Raw genomic sequence first — 19,489 nt, 5'->3', positions numbered from 1 at the left:
TGCGCGCTTTTTTATTTCCCCCAGCATAAGTTATAGTACCCCTATCACTTTTCACGGATGTGCCATGGCTTCGCGCAGACAGTTCTTACAGCAGGGTTTCGGGGTGACGGCAGCCAGTGTGCTGGCGTTGCCGTTGATCGGATGCGGCACCACTACCCCGCGCAATACATCGACCACTACCGCCTCCGCCAAGCCGGCCAGGCCGGTGGCACGTCCGGCCGCCCCGGCCGTGATCACCGAGTCGAAAACCGCCTCGGTCATGCCGCACGCATCGCAGCAGTCGGCGCCGTCGGGCAAGAGCAGCGAGCTCGAACCGCCGCCCGACATTTTCGATGCCCAGGCGCTGGACCTGGAGTTCTGGCTGCGTCCGCGTACCATCGAGGTCTATCGACCGGCCAGCAATGAGCGCGCCAAGCTGCTGTACTGGCGCGATGGCGAAGTCATCGACTCCGCTTACCAGGACCTGTGCCACCTGCTGCGCGACGTCAATGGCAAGGAAACCGCCAAGATCGATCCCAAGCTGTTCGAAACCCTGTGGGGCGCGCAAGCGTTCGTGCGCCGCTTCGGCATCGACACGCCGCTGGAAATCCTGTCCGGCTACCGCACCCCGGCGTCGAACAACAAATTGCGCGAAGCAGGCGTGCCCGCCGCGCGCCAGTCGCTGCACATGGTGGGCCGCGCCGCCGACATCCGCATCGTCAACCTCAACGAGGAAGTGCTGGGCGGCCTGGTGAAAAGCTTCCGCCAGGGCGGCGTCGGTTTCTATTATCGCGGCGGCCCGCGCGGTGGCTGGATCCACGCCGACACCGGCCTCAATCGCACCTGGAAGGGCTGACGGCGGCGCCGTCCATCGGGTACACTGGCGCCTCGGTGACCGACACAGGAAGTGCAGATTGAACAAGCAAGACCAGCAAGATAATAACGCGCGCCCGCGCTTTCGGCCGGTGCCGTGGAGCGGCCTGGAAACTCCGGCCGACGTGGAACTGTGGATCGCCGAACATAACCTGAGCTTGCAGGAACATATCGCCCCGCACGAAACCGGCTACGGCGTCTGCTTCACGCTCGACGCCGGCGGCGAAATCTATCTGCACACGACCCAGGACGGCGCCCTGATCCTCGACGTGACGCCCGAGGCCGAATGGGTGGCGCCGTTGATCATGGCTGCCGCCAACGTGGCCGAGCCGCCCCCCGGTTCGATCTGGGTGCTGCCCGACGATAAGCTGATCCAGCTGATGATCGGTCTCTCCAGCCTGATCGCCAGTTCGATCCTGGTCGTGGGCCACAATTTCGGCCGCCGCCGCATGGGCGCGGCCTGGTAATGGCGCGCTGACAACGTTCGCAGCGCCCACGTGCCAGACGATTGATGTTTTCTCGACATCTCTTAATGACAATGTTAGGCTAGTCTTCAGGACATTTCCCGGTAGCACTGCAAAGGGAGGGTATGGAGAACTACACCACTGATCAGCGGCGCCCGCCGCTGCTGGCCGACCAGCCGGCCGGCCTGCTGCCGGGTTTTGCCGTGCTGTCCGGGGCCGAGTCGTATCACGCGGCGCTGGCCGCCATCGCCGCCGACCAGGTTGCCGAGCTGCCGCCAACCGCCGCCGCGCAGGTCGACATCGAACAGGCATTCGCCAACGACTTGTTCCTGCTGGCGCCGGTCGGATATTTCGTCCTGGGCCTGGACGCCACCATCCTGCAAATGAACGTCAGTGGCGCCGACCTGCTGGGCGTGCCGCGCGTCAATCCCGAACGGCTCACCCTGCGCCATTTCGTGGCGCCACGCTTCCTCGACGACTTCGACCGTTTCGTGCGCGCCGCTTTCAACGATGCCCAGCCACAGCACTGCGACCTGCAGCTGGTGCGCGGCCCGGACGCCCACCAGCCGGGCGTGCCGGTCAGGCTGCGCGCCTGCGCTGACCGCAGCGGCCAGGCGCTGCGGGTGCAACTGGAACCGGCCGAAGGCAAGCTGGCGGCACTGGAGCGCAGCGAGGAGCGCTTCCGCCGCATCGTCCACTGCGCCGAGGAGGGCATCTGGGAAATCGACGCCAATGCCCGCACCAGCTTTGTCAATCCCAAGATGGCGCAGCTGCTGGGCTACACCATCGAAGACATGCTCGACCAGCCGCTCGTCGCTTTCATGGACGATGAAGGCCGCGCCATCCTCGAACACAATATCGCCAGCCGCCAGCGCCGGGGAGGCGAGGCCGAACGCCACGAATTCAAATTCCTGCGCCGCGATGGCAGCGAGCTGTGGGTGACGCTGGCCACCAACCCGATTTTCGATGCCGGCGGCGCCTACCTCGGCGCGCTGGCGCTGGTGTCCGATATCACCGACAGCCGCGCTTCTGCCGAACTGATCTGGCAGCAGGCCAATTTCGATACGCTGACCGCGCTGCCCAACCGTCACATGTTCCAGGATCGGCTGGGGCAGGAAGTCAAAAAGGCGCGCCGCGAAGGCACCTTGCTGGCGCTGCTGTTCATCGACCTCGACGGTTTCAAGCAGGTCAACGATACGCTCGGCCACGGCCAGGGCGATGCGCTGCTGGTCGAGGCAGCGCGCCGCATCGTCGGTTGCGTGCGCGCCACCGATACCGTGGCGCGCCTCGGCGGCGACGAGTTCACCGTGATCCTCACCGGGCTCGAAAGCATGAACGGCGTCGAGCGCATCGCCCAGTCCATTGTCAGCCGCCTGCAGGCGCCATTCGCGCTACAGGCCGCCAACCCGGTGGTGTCGGCCAGCATCGGCATCTCGGTGTTTCCGGCCGACGCGGTCTCGCCCGAGGACCTGGTGCGCAATGCCGACCAGGCCATGTACGCGGCCAAGCAAAACCGCCGCTGCCGCTACAGCTATTTCACCGCCGACCTGCAACAGGCGGCGCAGGCGCGCCAGCAGGTCACGCTCGACCTGCGCGCGGCCCTGGTCCACGGCCAGCTGGAACTGCACTATCAGCCGATCGTCAACCTGCGCACCGGCAGCATCGAGCGCGCCGAGGCGCTGCTGCGCTGGCGCCATCCGCAGCGCGGCCTGCTGGCGCCCGGAGATTTTTTACCGTTTGCCGAGTCGGGCGGCCTGATGATGGAAATCGGCGACTGGGTGTTCCGCCAGGCGGCGCGCCAAGCGCGCCAGTGGCAGGACGAAATCGGCGCCGGTTTCCAGGTCGGCATCAACCAGTCGTCGGCGCAGTTTCGCGGCGATGCGGCGTTGTACGCTGGCTGGCTCGGCTATGCGGCCGAGCTGGGCCTGGCGCCGCGCAGCCTGGTGATTGAAATCACCGAGCGGGTGCTGTTGGACAAGGCGACCCAGGTGGCGGACCGCTTGCGCGAATTGCGCGAGATGGGCGTGCAGGTGGCGCTCGACAATTTCGGCACCGGCTATTCGTCGCTGGCGCACCTCAAGCATTTCGGCATCGACCTGCTCAAGCTCGACCAGAGCTTCATCCAGCACCTGGCCAGCGACAGCGGCGACCTGGCCATGTGCGAGGCGCTGATCCTGATGGCCCATCGGCTGGGCCTGCGGGTGGTGGCGGAAGGGGTGGAGACGGCAGCGCAGCGCCATTTGCTGGAACTGGCCGGCTGCGATTTTGCCCAGGGTTATGTGTATGCGCAGCCGATGGCGGCGCCGGAATTGACCGCGCTGGCGCAGCGCGGTCTGCGACACGAGGTCACCGCAGGCGCAGCAGCGATACCACGCGCTCCCGGCTAATTCCCGACAACGCCGACGTAATCGACAACATCGACTGGTAGCCGGGCTGCTTGGCGGTATCGACGAAATTGTCCGCCACTTGCTCCATGCCCTCGGTGGAGGTCTCGGCGGTTGTGCTCTGCACCCGCGTATTGGCCTGGGCCAGCGCCGAGCGTACCGAGCTGATCGATTTTTCCACGTGGGCCAGCGCTTGCACCACTTGCTGCAAGGTGGTGCGCAAGCCTTCTGCGTCGGAGGTCTGCCAGGACTCGGGATTGAGCGCGGCCGCCTCCGGCTCGGCCCGCAGGCGATTGAGCTGGCCGGCGGGGAAGCGCTGGCCATTGCCCTGCACGGCCAGGCTGTCGCGGATGCCCGCGAACTGGTTCTCCGGCGCGGAAAATTCAAGCTGGCCGTCATCGCTGAGCTTGACGCGTACGCCAGCCGGCGCCAGCGCATCGTCGAAGCGCTGGGCGATTTGCTGGTCGGACATGCCAGGCTCCAGGACCACCGAGCTCAGGTTCTGGCCGCCCAGCGACAGCGCCAATACTTCGCGGCCGCCCTGGCGCAGGTTGGCCACGTTCATGCCGCGCACGGTGAAGCGGGTCCTGGTGTTTTCGTTGCTGAAATTGAGCTGGGCGTCGAGCGTGCCGCCCGACGCTGCCGTGCGGCTGCGCCAGGTATTGCTGAACTGGCGTACGCTGTTTTCGAGGTTGCCGTCGGCGCGCTGGCGATTGGCCAGGCGGGCGCTGAGGTCGGCTTTCAGGGTGCGCAGCTGGCCGGCGCTCTGCTCGAGAAAGTCGAGCGCCTGCTGGGCGCCGGAAATATCGCGCTGGAGCGGCTGGTCCCAGTTGTTGAGGCCGCGCCGCAGCGGCGCTGCCGTACTGGCGGGAGGTGTGACCGGCGTGGCGGTGACCGCGTTCTGGCCTTGCTGGCCAAGGGCGGTGCCGTCCACCGCGCTGGCATTGCCACCATTGCCGGTGACAATCACGGAAGGGGACGATGGTGACGGAATTTGCATGATATGGACGCTCGGCGCTTAGATGAGGCTGAACAGGGACATGCCGCTGACCTTGGAATAGGCCTTGTACGACGCTTCCACCGCCAGGCTGTAGCCGGCCAGTTCGGTGGCGGCGACAGCGTAGTCGAGCTTGCTCAGGTCGCCGATGGCGACCGCATTCGACAGGCTGACGTTGGCATGGTTGTCATCGAGCGTTTGCAGGATGTTCTGGCCGCCGCCAAGTTGCGCGATCTTGCCTGACACCAGGTTGAGCCCGGCCGAGGTGCTGGCCATGGCGTCACCAACGATGGCCCGCAGCGCGGGCGAATTCGGCTGCACGGCGGGATCGGACAGGGCGGTGATCGCTGCAGTCAGCTTGTCGAGCATGTCTTCCATGCCCTTGAGGTTGACGTTGGTGGTCTGGGTAACGCCGTTGCCCACCACCGTCGATTGATTCTTTTCGTTGCCTTGATATACGTAGCTGCCGCCCACCAGGGCGATCGGCGCCTGGTCCACGGCGGTGCCGGAGAACACGTAGCGGCCTTCGGCATCGCGCTGGTTGGCGGTGTTGACCAGGCTGTCGCGCAGCGAGGTCAGGCTCGTCACCATGGCATTGAGGTCGGACGACACATTGCTGCCGTCGGCCGCCCACACCAGCAGGTCGCTGACGTCGGTGATGTCGCGCGTCATGCTCGAGAGGTAGGATTCGTTGCTCGACATGCGGATCTGCACCGAGGCGATGTTGGAGCGGTACTGCGTGACCAGGGCCTGCTCGCGCGTCAGGCGCGAGATCTGGACGTTGCCCACCGGATCATCGGAGGGGACCAGGATGCGGTTGCCGGTCGCCATCTGCTCATTGATCTTGCTGAGCCAGGTCTGGTTCTCACCGAGGCCGCGCAACATGGTGGATTGGTATTGGCTGCTGGCGATACGCATCGCGCTTCCCCTAATTAGTTAAACATTTGCAAGGTGGCGTCGAACAGGTTGTTCGCGACGGAAATCACCTTCATATTCGCCTGGTACATATTCTGGAACTCGATCAGGCTGATGCCTTCCTCGTCCACGTTGACTGCGCTGGTCGATTTCCAGTCATCTTCGGCCTGTTGACGGACCGTGGTGGCAGTCTTGAGCTGGGCCTGGTTTTGCTGGCTTTCGATGGCAAGCTTGCCGACCAGTTGGGTGTCGGCGTCGCCAAGCAGTACCGAGCCCACCGAGGCCACCGTGATCGGTTTGCCGCGAATGGCGATCAGCGCCTGCAAATTGCTGTTGTCGCCCGCAGGCTGGCCGCGTTCGGCGAACGCCAGGTCGGCAGTGGTAAAACCTTCGTTGACCTTCAACAGGCCGGTGGTGCTGGTCGGGTCGAACGTGAACATGGCGGTGCCGGGGTCGCCATTGGTCTTGTCGCCGCTTTCCTGCTGGGCGTTGAACATGCTGCTGAATTGCTCGGCAATATCGGCAATCGATTGTTGCAGCGGCGCCAGGGTGTTGGTGCGGAAATTGGCCAGGCCGCCCAGTTTGCCGCCGATCTTGCTGTCGTCGAGCACGAACCTGGTGCCGGCAAAGCTGAGATTGAGGGTTTGTTCGCCGCCGGCGCTGCTGTAGCCGAGGTTGGCTGCGACGTCGGCCGCGACCAGTGGCTGGCCGCTCTTGAGCGACACGCTGGCACTGCCGTCCGGACCGTACACGACTTCCACGCCCACCTGGGACGACACTTCGTCGATCAGCAACTCGCGCTGGTCGATCAAGGCCGAGGTGTTGGTGCCGTTGGCGCCCACTTGCTGGATCTTGGAGTTGAGCGCGGCGATGCTGGCCAGCGAATCGTTAAGTGACGGCAAGATAGCACTGCTTTGCTGTTGCGCCGACAGCTTCTGGTTGGCAGTCAGGTTGTAAATGCTGTTGATCTGCTTGGACAGCGCATCGCCCGAGCTGATCACCTGCTGGCGCAGTGGCGTCGAGGTTGGGTCGACGGCAGCCGCGTTGAGCGCCTTGAAGAAATTATCGAAGCCATAGCTGATGCTCGACGTCGGGTCGTTCATGACTTTTTCGAGCTGGGTCAGGTACGGCTGGGTTTGGGCGCGCTGGCCCAGCTCCGAGTTGGAGCGCCACATCTGTTGCGACTTGTAGGAATCGGAAAAACGCAGCAACGCGCCGACCGTCACGCCATTGCCCGGCGAATTACGGCTGAAATCGGCAACATTCGATTGCAGCAGCACGCCCTGGCGGGTGTAACCCTTGGTTTGCGAGTTGGCCAGATTCTGGCTGACCGTGGCGATGGCGGCCTGGGCCGCCAGGGCGCCCGACAATGCGTTGTACGTTATGCTCATGTTTGCAAGGGTCTTTCCTGGTGAACGCGAAGGACCGCAGCTTGCATTGCGCGAGTGATGCCGGTCCGTTACTTGTAGAAGGCGACGGCTTAGCGGGAAAGATTAAGCGCTGGCGAAGAATTTTGCGCGTTGGAAATCATTCTGTCGTTGGCGGGCACAGCTTTCGCCGCGCCCCCGGCCGGTGCCGGGGCCGCCGACGGCTGCGGCAGCAGCTGGCGCAGGATGGCATCGGCCACGCCGAAGGCGCGGCGCCCGGCGATCTGGTCGGCCACCAGGTTGTCGGCCATGTCCAGCATGTCCTGGTTGACCTTGTTGTTCATGGCGCTGTCCTCGTCGGCCAGCACGCGCACGCCGGAGCGCATCTGGTGCAGCATGTGGCCGATGAAAAAACTCTCGAACTTGACCGCCGCCTCGGTGGCCTTGGCGCGATACGCCGGATCGACGGTGTCGGCCGGCTGGCCGGGCAGGCGGACCGCCGGCGCCACCACCACGTCCGGCAACTTGCCGGGTATGCCCGGAATCAGGCGCGATGGATCGAACGAGGGAGGAAAACTCATGATGTCCTTAAATGACGACCAGTTCGCCTTCGATGGCGCCGGCCTGGTCCAATGCTTGCAGGATCGCCATGATATCGTCGGGCGAGGCGCCCAGGCTGTTGACCACGTCGATAATCGCTTGCAGTTTTGCGCCGGCCGGCCAGTTGAACATCTGGCGCATGCCCTGTTCCGCAGTCACCTGCGACTGCGGCGCGGCCACCGTGTTGCCGCCCGCCAGCGCATTCGGCTGGCTGACCTTGGTGCTTTCCGAGATCACCACCTTGAGCGAGCCGTGGGTGACGGCAGCCGCGCGCACGCGCAAGCCGTCGGCAATGACAACGGTGCCGGTGCGCGAGTTGAACACCACCTTCGGCGATTCCTCGCCCACGTCGATCGACAATCCTTCGAGCTTGGCCATGAAGGCGATGCGCTGGGTGGGGTTCGATGGCGCCTGCACCTCGACCGAGGTGGCGTCGCTGGCGGTGGCGATGTCGCCGAAGCGCTTGTTGATCGAATCGACGATATTGATCGCGGTCTGGAAGTGCGGGTGGCGCAGCGACAGGCGCACGCTCGGGGTGCTGGCGAAATCGGTCGGGATCGCGCGCTCGATGGCGGCGCCGTTGGGAATCCGGCCCGAGGTCGGCGTATTCACCGTCACCGACGAGCCGCTCTTGCCCTGCGCCGAAAAACCGCCAACGACCACGTTGCCCTGCGCCAGTGCATACACTTCGTTGTCGGCCGCGCGCAGCGGCGTCAGCAGCAGGGCGCCGCCGCGCAGGCTTTTCGCGTCGCCCAGCGATGACACGACCACGTCAATCGCCTGGCCCTTGCGGTAGCCGGGCGGCAGTACCGCCGAGACCATCACGGTGGCAACGTTTTTCGATTTCGCGTCGGTACCGTCCGGCACCTTGACGCCGAATTGCTTGAGCATATTGATTACCGACTGGCTGGCGAACTTGACCTGGGTCGAGTCGCCGCTGCCGTTCAGGCCCACCACCAGGCCGTAGCCCACCAGCGGATTGTCGCGGATGCCTTCGACCGAGACCAGGTTGCGCAGCACCTGCGCCGCCTGCGCGGGCAGGGTGGCAAAGGTCAGGCACAGGGCCAGGGGCAGGGCGATGAGGCGGGACAGTTTGTTCATGATGTTTACCAAATTATCAAGGATGTTTCAAACCGCTGATGGCGAGGCGCAGCGACGAAGACAGTGCGCCTGCACGGCTAGGAGCTGCAACGAAGCCATGGGCGGTTTGATACATCCTTAGAAAGGCATGTACGGGCCGTTGAAGAAGCGCGACAACCATCCCGCCGACTGCGTATCGGCCAGCGTGCCTTGGGCCGAATAGGCGATGCGGGCATTGGCAATGCGCAGCGACGAGACCTGGTTGTCGGCGTCGATATCGGCTGCGCGCAGGTAGCCGCGCAGGCGCACGAATTCTTCGCCCTGGTTCAGGGTCAATACTTTTTCGCCGGATACGCGCAGCAAGCCGGTCGGCAGCACTTCCTGCACCACCACGGTAATCGCCCCGGTCAAGGCGTTCTGCTGGGTGCTGGTGGCGTCGCCGGTGAACGAATTGTCGGCGCCGACGCCGATGCTGGCTTTCGGGAACACTTTGCCCAGCAAGCTCGGAGCCGCCACATTGTTCGACGATTCCTTGGAATAACTGGTGCCTGCCCGTTTGCTTGCTTGCGTGGTTTCCTGCAACATCACGGTCACCACGTCGCCGACGCGGAAAGCGCGGCTGTCGGACGTCAGCGACATGCCCATGTCTGGGCTGTAGACGCCGCCGCCGGACACGCGCGGCATGGTCGAACGCACCAGCGGCGGCGGTTCGTCCATCGGGCCGGGGCGGACCGCCGGCGGTTCCAGGCTGGCGCAACCGGTCAAGGCGGCCAGGACCAGCAGGGGCAGTGCGGCTTTCATCAGCGTGCTGCCGAAGCCAGGTATTGCAACATATTGTCGGCGGCCGACAGCACCTTGGTGTTCATTTCGTAGGTGCGCTGGGCGGCGATCATGTCCACCATTTCTTCCACGACCTGCACGTTCGAGCCTTCCAGCGTGCCTTGCTTGATCTTGCCCCACTGCGCCGTACCGGGCGCACCTTCGGTCGGGGTGCCGCTCGAGGCGGTTTCCGCGTACAGGTTTTCGCCCAGGGCCATCAGGCCGGTGGGGTTGATGAAGCTGGTCAGCGTCAGTTGGCCGAGCTGGCTCGGGGTGGCGGTGCCGGCGATCGTGGCCGAGACGGTGCCGTTTTCACCGATGGTGATCGCGGTGGCGTTGTCCGGCACGGTAATCTGCGGAATCAAGGGCAGGCCGTGGGCGTTGACCAGGATGCCGTTGGCGTCGATCTGCAACTGGCCGGCGCGGGTGTACGCGGTTTCGCCGCTCGGCTGGCGTACTGCCAGGAAGCCGTTGCCGTTGACCGCCACGTCGAGCTCGCGACCGGTGGTTTGCAGGCTGCCGCTGGTAAATACTTTCTGGGTGCCGACCATGTGCACGCCGTTACCGAGCTGGACGCCCGATGGCGCCAGTGTGTTGTTGTCGGCCACTTGCGCGCCCGGCTGCTGGCCCACCGTGTAGAACAGGTCTTCGAACACCACGCGGTCGCGCTTGAAACCGATGGTGTTGGCGTTGGCGAGGTTGTTGGCGATGGTTTGCAGTTTCTGGTCTTGCGCTTGCACGCCGGTCTTGCTGATCCACATTGCTGGATTCATGGTTTCTCCTAAATACTGTTGGGATCAGCTTAGCCGCTGATCAGGCGATTGCCGGTTTCGGCCATGGTGTCGGTGGACTTGAACAACTTCATCTGGACTTCAAAGGTGCGGTTCAGGCTCATGGTGGCGACCATTTCTTCCACCGCCGAAACGTTGCTGCCTTCCAGGTGTCCCGATTGCAATACCACGGTCGGATCGGTGGCCAGCGGCACGCCGTCGCGCGCGATCAGCAGGCCGGACTCGTTCTTGGTCAGCTCCGAGCCTTCGGCCTTCACCAGGCGCAGCTTGTCCACGGTTTGCATGGTGGTGGTGCCCGGGTTCTGGATCGAAATCGTGCCATCGGTGCCGATGTCGATCTTGCTGTACTCGGGCAGGGTGATGGGGCCGCCTTCGCCCAGCACCACGTTGCCGTTGATGCGCAGGGTGCCGGTTTCATCGAGCACCATGGCGCCGGCGCGGGTGTAGGCTTCGCCTGTCGGTCCTTCGACCGTCAGGAAACCGGCGCCCGAGATCGCCACGTCGAGCTCGCGGCCGGTGGCCTTGAGCGTGCCCTGGCGGGTGTTGACCGAGTTGGCCTGCAACTGCGCCATGTGGCGGTCGTCGTAGCCGTAACCCTGCACGGACTGCGAGGTGGACATTTCCATGTCGGCCCGGAAGCCCACGGTATCGGCATTGGCCAGATTGTTGGCACGTACCTGCTGGCCGCGCAGGGCCCGCTCGGCCCCGCTCATGGCGGTAAAGATCAACGAATCCATGCGTTACCTTAGATCGCTTGCATCAGCGATTGCATCATGGTGCTCTCGGTCTGGATGACTTTCGAGTTGGCCTGGTAGTTGCGTTGCGACGTCATCAGGCCCACCAGTTCGGACGTGATGTCGACGTTCGACTGTTCCAGCGACGAGCTGGTGATGGTGCCGCCCGTGCCGGTGCCCGGTGCGTTGACCAGCGGACGGCCCGATTCCAGCGACTCGGTCCAGCTGGTGCCGCTGATCGTGGTCAGGGCGCCTTCGTTGACAAAGGTGGCCAGCGCCAGTTTGCCCACGGTCTGTTTCTGACCGTTGGAGTAGGTGGCGATCAGCGAACCGTCGTTGCCCAGCGCCAGGCTGGTATAGGTGCCCGAGGCATAACCTTCGGCATTGTTGGCGGACGTGGTCGCTTCGCCGGAGTTGCCGGTGCTGCCGTCGTAGTCGATGGTCAGCTTGGTCAGGTTGGCGCCGTTGGCCAGCGTAATGCCGGTGAGGTCAATCGTCGTCGTGCTGGCGATGGCGCCAGTGACGGGGTCGACGGGCTGGCCGTTGACGTCATTGAGGGAGCCGGTCGCTGTGTTGAATTTCAGGACGGTCGGCGTTTTGTCTGGCAACTCGGCGCCGTCGAGCAGGTAGTGGACGTTGACCGTGTTCGGCGACGCCGTGTCGCGGGCGAAATACTGGGTCAGCGTATGCTTGCCGCCCAGGGTATCGTAGATCACCGTGGCTTTCGACATGTTGAAGGTGCTCGGGTCAGGCGGGTTCTGTGGCGTGATCGGCACTGTACCCGTGACCGGCACCGTGCCCCAGGCGGCCGGGGTGGTCCAGTCAGCCGACATATTGCCGACATAGGTCATCTTGCCCGAGGCCACGGCCGGGATCGCGCCGGTCTGGATCGGCAGGTCGCCCACGGCGCCCATTGCCGACGTCAGGGGATTGATCGGGTAGCCTTGCACGCGGTTGCCCTGGGTATCGACCAGGTAGCCATCCTTGGACGTTTCGAAGATGCCCACGCGCGAGTACTGCGGCACGTCGGAATTGGCCGCCTTGGCGATGAAGAAGCCGCCGCCGTTGATGGCCGCGTCCAGCGAACGTCCGGTGCTCAGCACGCCGCCCGGTTTGCTGATGTTCTGGGTAACCGAACCGATGGTGACACCGGTCTGCAGTTCGCCCGACACCAGCGACGAGAAGTTCGCGCGCTGGGCCTTGTAGCCATAGGTGCCGGCATTGGCGATGTTCTGGCTGGTGCTGTTGAGGGCCTCGTTGATGGCCTGGATGCCAGACAATGCGATATCGAAACTCATGATGGAAATCCTTTAAGAGATTGAATTATTGAATGGCTAAAGCAGGCTTGCCGTTAAACGCAGTAATGTTGCCGGGATCGATTTCGCCCAGATTGGCGACGTTGAGCACCACGCCGCCGGTCGCCGAGATGCGCACGCTGTTCAGGCGCCCCTGGATGTCGATGGCAGGGGTCTCCTTGGTGCTGGTTTCCACCGCCATGGTGTAAGTGCCTTCCTTGAGGCCCAGCTTGCTCGGGTCGATGGTGAACGGAACGTTGCCAGGCGCCTGGGTGCCGAGCTTGACCGTATATTTCTCGCCGTTGTCGCCGGTCAGCACCAGGTTGGTATTGGTGCTGCTGGTTTCCAGCACCACCTGCCCGCTGACGGGCGTGGTGCCATCGACGCGGACCTGGCTGGACTGGGCCATCACGTCGGAGCCTACCTGCGCACCGAGCGACAGCACTTGCATGCTCTGCAGAATGCTGGAGTTGGCGCTGGTCAGGGTCGAGAGCTTTTGCAGCGCCTCGGTCTGCGACAGTTGCGTCAGTTGCTGGACGAACTGCGCCGGGTCCGACGGCGACAGCGGATCCTGGTTCTGGATCTGCGCTACCAGCAGCTTGGTGAACATCTCCGACGCTTCGCTGGCCGTGTTCGGTGTTACCGCGTTGCTGACGCCGGTGCCGGTCGTGGTGGTGCCGTTATTGAGAAGACTGACTGCCATGACTTAACTTTCACCAAGTTTAAGGAGGGATTGCTGCATCGTGCGGATGCGGCCGATGACTTCGACATTGGTTTCGAACGCGCGCGAGGCCGACATCATGTCGGCCATCTCCGCCACTTCGTTGACGTTGGGGTAGAACACCATGCCGTCGGCATTGGCCATCGGGTGGCCCGGTTCGTACACCTTGCGCAGCGGTTCGGACGATTCGACCACGTCCAGCACCTGCACCTTGCCACCGGTCATCATGCCTTCGCTGTTTTCACCCAGCACGGTGGCAAACACCGGCTTGCGGGCGCGGTAGGTCTCGCCCTCGTTGCCGGCCACGGCATCGGCATTGGCCAGGTTGGAGGCGATGGTATTGAGACGCACGCTCTGTGCGGCCATGGCCGAGCCGGCGATCTCGGAAATATCTTTAAACGACATGTCGTTCCCTTACGGTGGTTGGGCAGTCTTACTGACCGGCGATGGCCTTGGCCAGACCCTTGAATTTCATGTTGACGAAGGTCAGGCTGGTCTGGAAGTCGGCCGCGTTTTGCGAGAATGCCGCCTGTTCGACGCCAAGTTCGACGGTATTGCCGTCGCGGGCAGGGTGGAATGGCACGCGGTACATCTGGGAGGCTTCGCCATCGCCGCCTGGTTCGCCAGAGGCTTCGGCTTGCAGGTTGGCCAGGGCGGCGCCGAAGTCCATGTCCCGCGCCTGGAAGCCGGGGGTGTTTTCATTGGCCAGGTTGGCCGCGAGTATGCGGGTACGTTCCGCCCGCAGTTGCAGCGCATCGCCGTGGACGCCGGTAACCTGGTTGAAATTGATGCCCATGGTGGTCTCCTTGCAGGATCGAATGGTGTTTCGGTGAATACTATGTAACTGTTAAGCTCTGTTGCGCAGCGGAAATTTCCCGCCTATTCGTCATTGCAATCTTGCTCGGCATGTAGAATGTTGGTCTCGCACGACAGGCGCGTTCGCTTGCATCATAGTAGAGGTATTGCCCATGTTCAACAAAACTATTGTAACTGGTTTGAGCCGAATGTTGCTAACCGGAAGCATCTTTTTTAACACTTCCGCCCATGCCGCGCCTGTCCCGGCAGACAAAGTGCTGCTGCTGGTGGAGGACGCGGCGCGCGAGTATGTGTTGCGCTGGGCCGACAGTCGCGGCCTGGCCGAGCCCGAGTTCGACATCACGGTGGTGCGCGGCAGCCGCCCGCTGGCCGCGTGCGGCAGTGCAGTATCAGTCGAGGCGGCGGACACCCGCCAGCCCGCGCGCATGCGTTTCAACGCCATTTGCAGCGGCGACGGTGCGCGCGGTGGCAGCTGGCGTTACGAGTTCGTGGTGCGCGCCAAAGTGTCGGCGCGGATCGTGATCGCGGCCAACGACATCGGCGCCGGAAAAATCATTGCAGATGAAGATGTGTTGCTTGAGCGCCACGATATTTCGACCGTGGGCGACAGTGTCTCGGATCCGCAAGAGGTTGTGGGGATGAGTGCCAAGCGCACCGTGCGCGTGGGCGAAGTGTTGCGAACCGGTTCGCTGGCATCGCCGATCCTGGTCAAGCGTGGCGACCTCGTCAACATTGTCGCCAGCCGCGACCAGGTCACGGTGTCCATGTCGGGCGAAGCGATGGATGCGGGCGCCAAGGGCAGCCAGGTGCGCGTGCGTAATTCCAGCGGCAACATCATCCGCGCGCGGGTGACGGGGCCGGGGGCGGTGCAGCCGGCGGATATGCCTGCGGCACGCTGAACCCGGGTGGACAGACCGGCGCCCACACTTGGCGGGGCGGCCTGCATGGCGCTGGGCCGGTCGGGGTGTCAGTCGGCCGCAGCCGCAGAGGCGCGCTGCAACTGCGCGGCCAGCCGCGCCAGCTTGTCGGCGTAGCCGGGGTCGGTGGCGTAGCCGCCGCGTGCCAGGCCGTTGGCAAAGGCACGGGCGTCGCTGCCCGTATTGAGCGCGCCCTGGTAGCGCGGGTTGCCGGCCAAAAGTTCTGCGTAATCGCGGAACGCGCTGGCGGCGTCCGGGTAGCTGCGGAAGCGCTCGGTCTTCTTGAGCATGGCGCCGTGTTCGAACTCGGTGGTGGTGGCGCTGGCGACATCGCCCTGCCAGCCGCTGCCTGCCTTGATGCCGAACAGGTTGTTGGTGTCGATGCCGCCCTTGCGCAGCGGTTGCCGGCCCCAGCCGGACTCCAGCGCGGCATGGGCCACCACCAGCTCGGGCGAGACGCCCAGCTTGTCGGCCGCCTCGCTGGCCCAGGGCTTGATCGATGCCAGGAATTGCTGGCGGCTGTCGCTGTCCATGCCGCCATCGTCGATGGCGCCGGTAGCGTGCCTGGCATTCAGGGCCGCCAGTTTCATGGCCTGGGCCGATGACGGCGCCGCATTGCTGCTGAAACCGCCATCACCGCGGTTGATATAGCCAACCACGTCGTTTTGCACCTGCTGAAACGTGCTTGAAAATGCGCCGGTCGAGACCATCCCGCCAAAGCCGGTCGTGGGCCGGGTGGCGCTGATGTTCGAGACAGTGGCGGCGGTGGCCGCAGTAAAGGCAGTGGGATTAAATTGGCTCATAAATGTGTTCTTCGCCATGCAGCACGCGCTGCATGATGCCATGCTGTTCGACCAGCAAATCGGCATTGCGCTTCGATAAGCGCTTGCATTCGATGACCAGCGCTTCGAGCGCCAGCCAATCGGCTTCCATTTTCTCGCGTGCAGCCGGTTTGAGCAAGGCAAATGCCTGTGCCATGGTCCCGTTCGGGCCATTTAGATGTTGCGCAAGTGCAACGCGCTGGATGCGGCGGGCGTCGGCCTCGGCCACCATGCCGGTGATTTTTTCGGCGATATCGCCCAAGCGCGGCCCCTGGTGGCGCAGTGCGGCGTCAAATTGCTCCTCCAGCAGCGCCGCCAGGCCGGCATATGCGTGCATGTCGGCGGCTATGCCGGCCAGCAGCGTGCGCATGGCTTCCTGGCGCGATACCGGCGGGGGCGACGCTGCGTTGCTCACTTTTCCACTCCATGAAAGCGCTGGATCAGGCCGGCCAGCTTGGCGGGATCGAACGGCAGTTCGCCCTTGGCCAGCGCGTCGCGCAGCATGTCCACTTTTTCCTGGTCGATTTCCGGCATGTCGCGCATCGCTTGCAGCGCCGGCTGCATCACCGCCGACTGCAGCGGCGCCGCAGTGGCCGGCGCAGCGGGGGCGTCGGCGCCGTCCACCGGCGCCGGTTCGGCAACACGCTGGACGGCCATGCCGTCGGGAGTCGCGGTCGTGATTCTCATACGGGTGCCTCTGGTTGGCTTGGTTTGCATGGCGTTATTGTAGCGTCAGTTGTTGCGGCCCAGCGAATCGCGCAGCTTTTGCAGCAGGCCGGGATCGGGCAGGGCGGTGTTGATCTGCTCGGTCAGCGGCACCGTGTGGTCCGGCATGCCGAACATCGAGGCGATGGTTCTGGCCTGGCTGGTGGTCAGGATCAGCAGTTCGATGCGGCGGTTGACGCCGGCATCGGCGCGCTTGACATCGAGCGGCGCGCGGTCGGCCATGCCCACCACTTGCAGCACCGATTCCGCGTTCATGCTACCGGCCAGCAACTGGGCGCGGGCCGACATGGCGCGGTTGGCCGACAGTGTCCAGTTGGAAAACGCCGCATAGCTGGTATCGGCGTACTGCATCGAGTCGGTATGGCCGACGATCAGCATCTGGTTTTCCATCTTTGCGAACAGCGGTCCCATCTTGCGCAGCAGGGCGCGGAACTTGTCGGTTGGCACGGCACTGCCACGCACGAACATGCCTTGCTTGTCGGTGTCGTGCAGCATCACCCGCAAGCCGTAGGGCGTGACCACCGCTTCCAGGTTGGAGGTCAGGCCAAAGTCCGCGCTCATCTTGGTCAGCGCCTTCGACAGCGCCTGCAAATCGTCCGGGCTTTCGTACTTGACCTTGGCTGCTGACGTCGGATCGGCCGGCTCGCCCGGCGCCAGTTTTTCGCCGGGCTGGTCGGTGCTGCCCGTGTGCGGCATCGGAAACCGTTCGATCAGGCTGCCGCGCGGACCGCCCACCTGCTCGGGCATGATGCCCTTGCCCTGGTCGGTCTTGGCGCCGTCCGATTCGGTCATGATTTGTTCCAGCGCCTCCGTATTGCGGGCGGCGATCAGCCACAGCACCAGGAACAGACACATCAGCGCCAGGCAGAAGTCGGCGAACGCTACTTTCCAGGCGCCGCCGTGATCGTCGTGCTTGTGCTTGCCGCCACCGCGCTTGACGATGGTCTGGTCATGCGCTTTCTCATGCGGCTTTAGCACCACGACCTCCCCGGCGGCTGTCGTCGGCCGGTTCGCTGTCGCGGCCTTCGAGGTCGTTGATCCAGCGTTCGAGCTGGGCGAAGCTCGGCTTGATGTTCAGTGGTACCAGGCGGCGGCCCGAGTCGATCGCCAGCAGCGCCGGCTTGCCGGCCACGTGGGTCACCAGCACCACCTTGACGGTTTCCTTGTTCGACGCTTCCTGGTTGACCAGCTGCTTGAGCATATTGCACAGCGGATCGATCAGGCCGTAGCACAGGAAAATACCGATGAAGGTGCCGACCATCGCCGCGCCGACGTTTTCGGCGATCTCGCCCGAGGTGGCGCCCTGGCTCACGGTACTCATGGTGATCACGATACCGAGCACGGCGGCCAGAATGCCGAAGCCCGGCATCGCTTCGCCGATCTTGCCCAGCGACTTGGCCGGCTGTTCGAGTTCGGTGTGCAGCGCTTCCAGTTCCTGGTCCAGCACGCCTTCGAGTTCGTGCGCGTTGATCTTGCCCATCGCCATCAGGCGGAAGTTATCGACGATGAAGGCCAGCAGCTTCGGCTCTTCCAGCACACGCGGATAGCGCTGGAACAGCGGGCTGTCCTTGGGCGCTTCGACGTGGGCGTCCAGCGCTTTCAGGCCACCGGCGGCCAGTTGCAGCAGTTCGTACATCAGCAGCAGCAACTGGCGCTGGAATTCGGAGTCGTATTTTTTGCGGACGATGATCTTCTTGATCTGCGTCATCAGCTCCTTGAGCACGTGGGTCGGGTTACCCAGCACCAATGCCCCGAGGCCGGCGCCGCCGATCACGATCAGCTCGAGCGGGTGCCAGATCTGGTGGAACGTGCCGCCCATCAGGGCAAAGCCGCCGAAGACGCTACCTAAAATGATGAGGATGCCAACTAGTTGCTGCATGATGATTCGCCTTTCCGCGTCATTTTCTTGATTCCTGGTGGTCGTGTTGTGCGAGTCGCTACGCGGCTTGCAGCACGGCTTTCATTTTGTTCAGGGCCGCCTTGTTGAGCTGGCAGACGCGGGCGTCGGTCAGGTCCAGCACGGCCGCGATTTCCTTGTAGCTCAGTTCGAATTCGTAGTACATCTGCACCACCCGCTGCTCACGCTCGTCGAGGCTGCGCAAGGCCTGCTCCAGGCTGCGCCGCACGATCAATTGTTCTTCCGGTCCCGGGGCGCTGTCCTGGCCCACGGATTCCTGCAGTACTTCATCGAAACTGGCGATCAGCTCGGCGTTCTCGTCGAGCTGGTAGGCCTGGTATTGCTCGGACGTCAAGGACAGCCCGGTCATGATTTCCTGTTCGCTCGGTTCGTGGCCCAGCTTGCGGGTCAGCGCGCGCACGCTGTCCCGCAGTTTGTGGCTGTGCTGGCGCACCGCGCGCGGGCGCCAGTCCTGGCGCCGCAACTCGTCGAGGATGGCGCCGCGGATGCGCAAGCTGGCATAGCTGCCGAACGTTTCGTCGGGCGTGCCATACCGGCGCAGCGCTTCGAGCAAACCGATCAGGCCGATCTGCTCCATGTCATCGCGGTCGATCGCCCCCGCCACCTGCGAATTGAGCTGGCGCACGATGCGCTTGACCAGCGGCGCGTACGACAGCAGGTATTTCTGCTCGTCGGCCGGGCTGTGCATCGCCACCGCGCCGTCGCCGCCGTCGCCGTAACCATCGGCATACGCATTGCCAGGATGCTCTACATAGGCCATGCCCGCTCCACTGTTAACCATGCTGGCTGTGGCTTACTCAATGATGAGCTTGCCGATCATGACATCGGTAAACGGCTTGTCCAGGCCTTCGTGCTCGTACGCTTCATCGAAAGCCTTGTTCAATGCCGCCGCAAATTGGTCGATCGTCATGGTCTGGGCAGTGGCCATGGTCAGGTCGGACAGCGTGCGCACGGCAACGCTGCGCAACATCGGCAAATGTTCCTTGGCCTGCTTCTCGGTCTTTTCGTCCGTGGTGATCACCAGGTCGGCCGACATATAGTGGGAACTGGTGTCACCGGGCTGACGTTTGAGCATGATGATGACCTTGTCCACCGTCATGTACTTGGGGGGACCTTCCTTCTTTTTCTCTTCCTTCTTCGCGGCCTTCTTGCCATCGGCAGAAGTCTCTTCCGCGTGGGCGCCCTTGGACATATACCAGAACGCACCGCCGGCCACGGCCGCGCCAACTACGACGACCAGCGCGATCGCGACAATTATTTTCTTGTTCATCT

At 63.8% G+C, this 19,489-nt stretch carries 23 protein-coding genes; 4 read left to right on the top strand and 19 right to left on the bottom strand.

Annotated elements, in window-relative coordinates:
• Nucleotides 1–64 precede the first annotated feature (64 nt).
• From ASF04_RS25110 to ASF04_RS25100, 3 genes are all read left to right on the top strand, one after another.
• Nucleotides 65–835 (top strand): DUF882 domain-containing protein, encoded by a 771-nt coding sequence (locus ASF04_RS25110; RefSeq protein WP_229205197.1) that lies wholly within the window; start codon nt 65–67, stop codon nt 833–835.
• Nucleotides 836–893: 58 nt separating this feature from the next.
• Nucleotides 894–1,319, top strand: a complete 426-nt coding sequence (locus ASF04_RS25105; RefSeq protein WP_056147930.1) for a hypothetical protein — start codon at nt 894–896, stop codon at nt 1,317–1,319.
• A gap of 122 nt (nt 1,320–1,441) precedes the next feature.
• Nucleotides 1,442–3,703: a bifunctional diguanylate cyclase/phosphodiesterase gene (locus tag ASF04_RS25100; RefSeq protein WP_056147928.1), complete on the top strand. Its 2,262-nt coding sequence runs from the start codon at nt 1,442–1,444 to the stop codon at nt 3,701–3,703.
• Here the strand turns inward: ASF04_RS25100 and ASF04_RS25095 are convergent.
• The 12 genes from ASF04_RS25095 to flgB all read right to left on the bottom strand — a co-directional run bounded on the left by ASF04_RS25095 (nt 3,663) and on the right by flgB (nt 13,815).
• Nucleotides 3,663–4,700 carry a hypothetical protein gene (locus ASF04_RS25095; RefSeq protein ID WP_056147925.1) on the bottom strand — a complete coding sequence of 346 codons (1,038 nt, stop codon included), beginning with the start codon at nt 4,698–4,700 and terminating at the stop codon, nt 3,663–3,665. The two genes, ASF04_RS25100 and ASF04_RS25095, sit on opposite strands and share 41 nt — an antisense overlap.
• Before the next feature lie 18 nt (nt 4,701–4,718).
• On the bottom strand, nt 4,719–5,615 hold the full coding sequence (gene flgL / locus ASF04_RS25090; RefSeq protein ID WP_056147923.1) for a flagellar hook-associated protein FlgL: 897 nt from the start codon (nt 5,613–5,615) through the stop codon (nt 4,719–4,721).
• 14 nt (nt 5,616–5,629) lie between these two features.
• Nucleotides 5,630–7,003, bottom strand: a complete 1,374-nt coding sequence (gene flgK, locus ASF04_RS25085) for a flagellar hook-associated protein FlgK (RefSeq protein ID WP_056147919.1) — start codon at nt 7,001–7,003, stop codon at nt 5,630–5,632.
• A gap of 89 nt (nt 7,004–7,092) precedes the next feature.
• Nucleotides 7,093–7,560, bottom strand: coding sequence for a rod-binding protein (locus tag ASF04_RS25080; protein WP_056147917.1), 468 nt, complete (start codon nt 7,558–7,560; stop codon nt 7,093–7,095).
• A 7-nt stretch (nt 7,561–7,567) separates the two neighbouring features.
• Nucleotides 7,568–8,680: a flagellar basal body P-ring protein FlgI gene (locus tag ASF04_RS25075; RefSeq protein WP_056147915.1), complete on the bottom strand. Its 1,113-nt coding sequence runs from the start codon at nt 8,678–8,680 to the stop codon at nt 7,568–7,570.
• Nucleotides 8,681–8,797: 117 nt separating this feature from the next.
• Nucleotides 8,798–9,460, bottom strand: coding sequence for a flagellar basal body L-ring protein FlgH (flgH, locus tag ASF04_RS25070; protein ID WP_019919832.1), 663 nt, complete (start codon nt 9,458–9,460; stop codon nt 8,798–8,800).
• A complete protein-coding gene (gene flgG, locus ASF04_RS25065; protein WP_026636912.1) occupies nt 9,460–10,251 on the bottom strand; it encodes a flagellar basal-body rod protein FlgG in 792 nt (263 codons plus the stop codon). Before flgG ends, flgH begins: the two co-directional genes overlap by 1 nt.
• A gap of 29 nt (nt 10,252–10,280) precedes the next feature.
• Nucleotides 10,281–11,006 (bottom strand): flagellar basal body rod protein FlgF, encoded by a 726-nt coding sequence (locus ASF04_RS25060; protein WP_019919830.1) that lies wholly within the window; start codon nt 11,004–11,006, stop codon nt 10,281–10,283.
• Between the two features lie 8 nt (nt 11,007–11,014).
• A complete protein-coding gene (locus ASF04_RS25055; RefSeq protein ID WP_056147914.1) occupies nt 11,015–12,301 on the bottom strand; it encodes a flagellar hook protein FlgE in 1,287 nt (428 codons plus the stop codon).
• A gap of 25 nt (nt 12,302–12,326) precedes the next feature.
• Nucleotides 12,327–13,001: a flagellar hook capping FlgD N-terminal domain-containing protein gene (locus ASF04_RS25050; protein WP_056147912.1), complete on the bottom strand. Its 675-nt coding sequence runs from the start codon at nt 12,999–13,001 to the stop codon at nt 12,327–12,329.
• A gap of 3 nt (nt 13,002–13,004) precedes the next feature.
• Nucleotides 13,005–13,424: a flagellar basal body rod protein FlgC gene (gene flgC / locus ASF04_RS25045; protein WP_056147911.1), complete on the bottom strand. Its 420-nt coding sequence runs from the start codon at nt 13,422–13,424 to the stop codon at nt 13,005–13,007.
• 28 nt (nt 13,425–13,452) lie between these two features.
• Nucleotides 13,453–13,815: a flagellar basal body rod protein FlgB gene (gene flgB, locus ASF04_RS25040; protein WP_056147907.1), complete on the bottom strand. Its 363-nt coding sequence runs from the start codon at nt 13,813–13,815 to the stop codon at nt 13,453–13,455.
• Nucleotides 13,816–14,023: 208 nt separating this feature from the next.
• Between flgB and flgA the strand changes: the two genes are divergently transcribed.
• Nucleotides 14,024–14,734 (top strand): flagellar basal body P-ring formation chaperone FlgA, encoded by a 711-nt coding sequence (gene flgA, locus ASF04_RS25035; protein WP_056147905.1) that lies wholly within the window; start codon nt 14,024–14,026, stop codon nt 14,732–14,734.
• A 68-nt stretch (nt 14,735–14,802) separates the two neighbouring features.
• Here the strand turns inward: flgA and ASF04_RS25030 are convergent, their stop codons facing one another.
• The 7 genes from ASF04_RS25030 to ASF04_RS25000 are packed head-to-tail and all read right to left on the bottom strand — an operon-like array spanning nt 14,803 to nt 19,487.
• Nucleotides 14,803–15,555 carry a glycoside hydrolase family 73 protein gene (locus ASF04_RS25030; protein ID WP_056147902.1) on the bottom strand — a complete coding sequence of 251 codons (753 nt, stop codon included), beginning with the start codon at nt 15,553–15,555 and terminating at the stop codon, nt 14,803–14,805.
• The gene (gene flgN / locus ASF04_RS25025; protein ID WP_056147898.1) at nt 15,542–15,988 is read right to left on the bottom strand and encodes a flagellar export chaperone FlgN; all 447 of its coding nucleotides are present in this window, start codon (nt 15,986–15,988) and stop codon (nt 15,542–15,544) included. Before flgN ends, ASF04_RS25030 begins: the two co-directional genes overlap by 14 nt.
• Nucleotides 15,985–16,260, bottom strand: coding sequence for a flagellar biosynthesis anti-sigma factor FlgM (gene flgM / locus ASF04_RS25020; protein ID WP_056147895.1), 276 nt, complete (start codon nt 16,258–16,260; stop codon nt 15,985–15,987). Before flgM ends, flgN begins: the two co-directional genes overlap by 4 nt.
• A gap of 45 nt (nt 16,261–16,305) precedes the next feature.
• On the bottom strand, nt 16,306–17,277 hold the full coding sequence (locus ASF04_RS25015) for a flagellar motor protein MotB (RefSeq protein WP_056148031.1): 972 nt from the start codon (nt 17,275–17,277) through the stop codon (nt 16,306–16,308).
• Nucleotides 17,261–18,178, bottom strand: a complete 918-nt coding sequence (gene motA / locus ASF04_RS25010; RefSeq protein ID WP_019919820.1) for a flagellar motor stator protein MotA — start codon at nt 18,176–18,178, stop codon at nt 17,261–17,263. The genes ASF04_RS25015 and motA overlap by 17 nt, the downstream gene beginning before the upstream one ends.
• A 58-nt stretch (nt 18,179–18,236) precedes the next feature.
• Nucleotides 18,237–18,977 (bottom strand): FliA/WhiG family RNA polymerase sigma factor, encoded by a 741-nt coding sequence (locus tag ASF04_RS25005; protein ID WP_056147892.1) that lies wholly within the window; start codon nt 18,975–18,977, stop codon nt 18,237–18,239.
• A gap of 33 nt (nt 18,978–19,010) precedes the next feature.
• Nucleotides 19,011–19,487 (bottom strand): flagellar basal body-associated FliL family protein, encoded by a 477-nt coding sequence (locus tag ASF04_RS25000; protein WP_056147889.1) that lies wholly within the window; start codon nt 19,485–19,487, stop codon nt 19,011–19,013.
• Between the last annotated feature and the right edge of the window lie 2 nt (nt 19,488–19,489).

It is taken from the genome of Duganella sp. Leaf61 (assembly GCF_001421905.1).
GTDB classification, from domain to species: Bacteria; Pseudomonadota; Gammaproteobacteria; order Burkholderiales; family Burkholderiaceae_D; genus Rugamonas; species Rugamonas zoogloeoides.
This window is presented reverse-complemented; position numbering and strand designations above follow the sequence as displayed.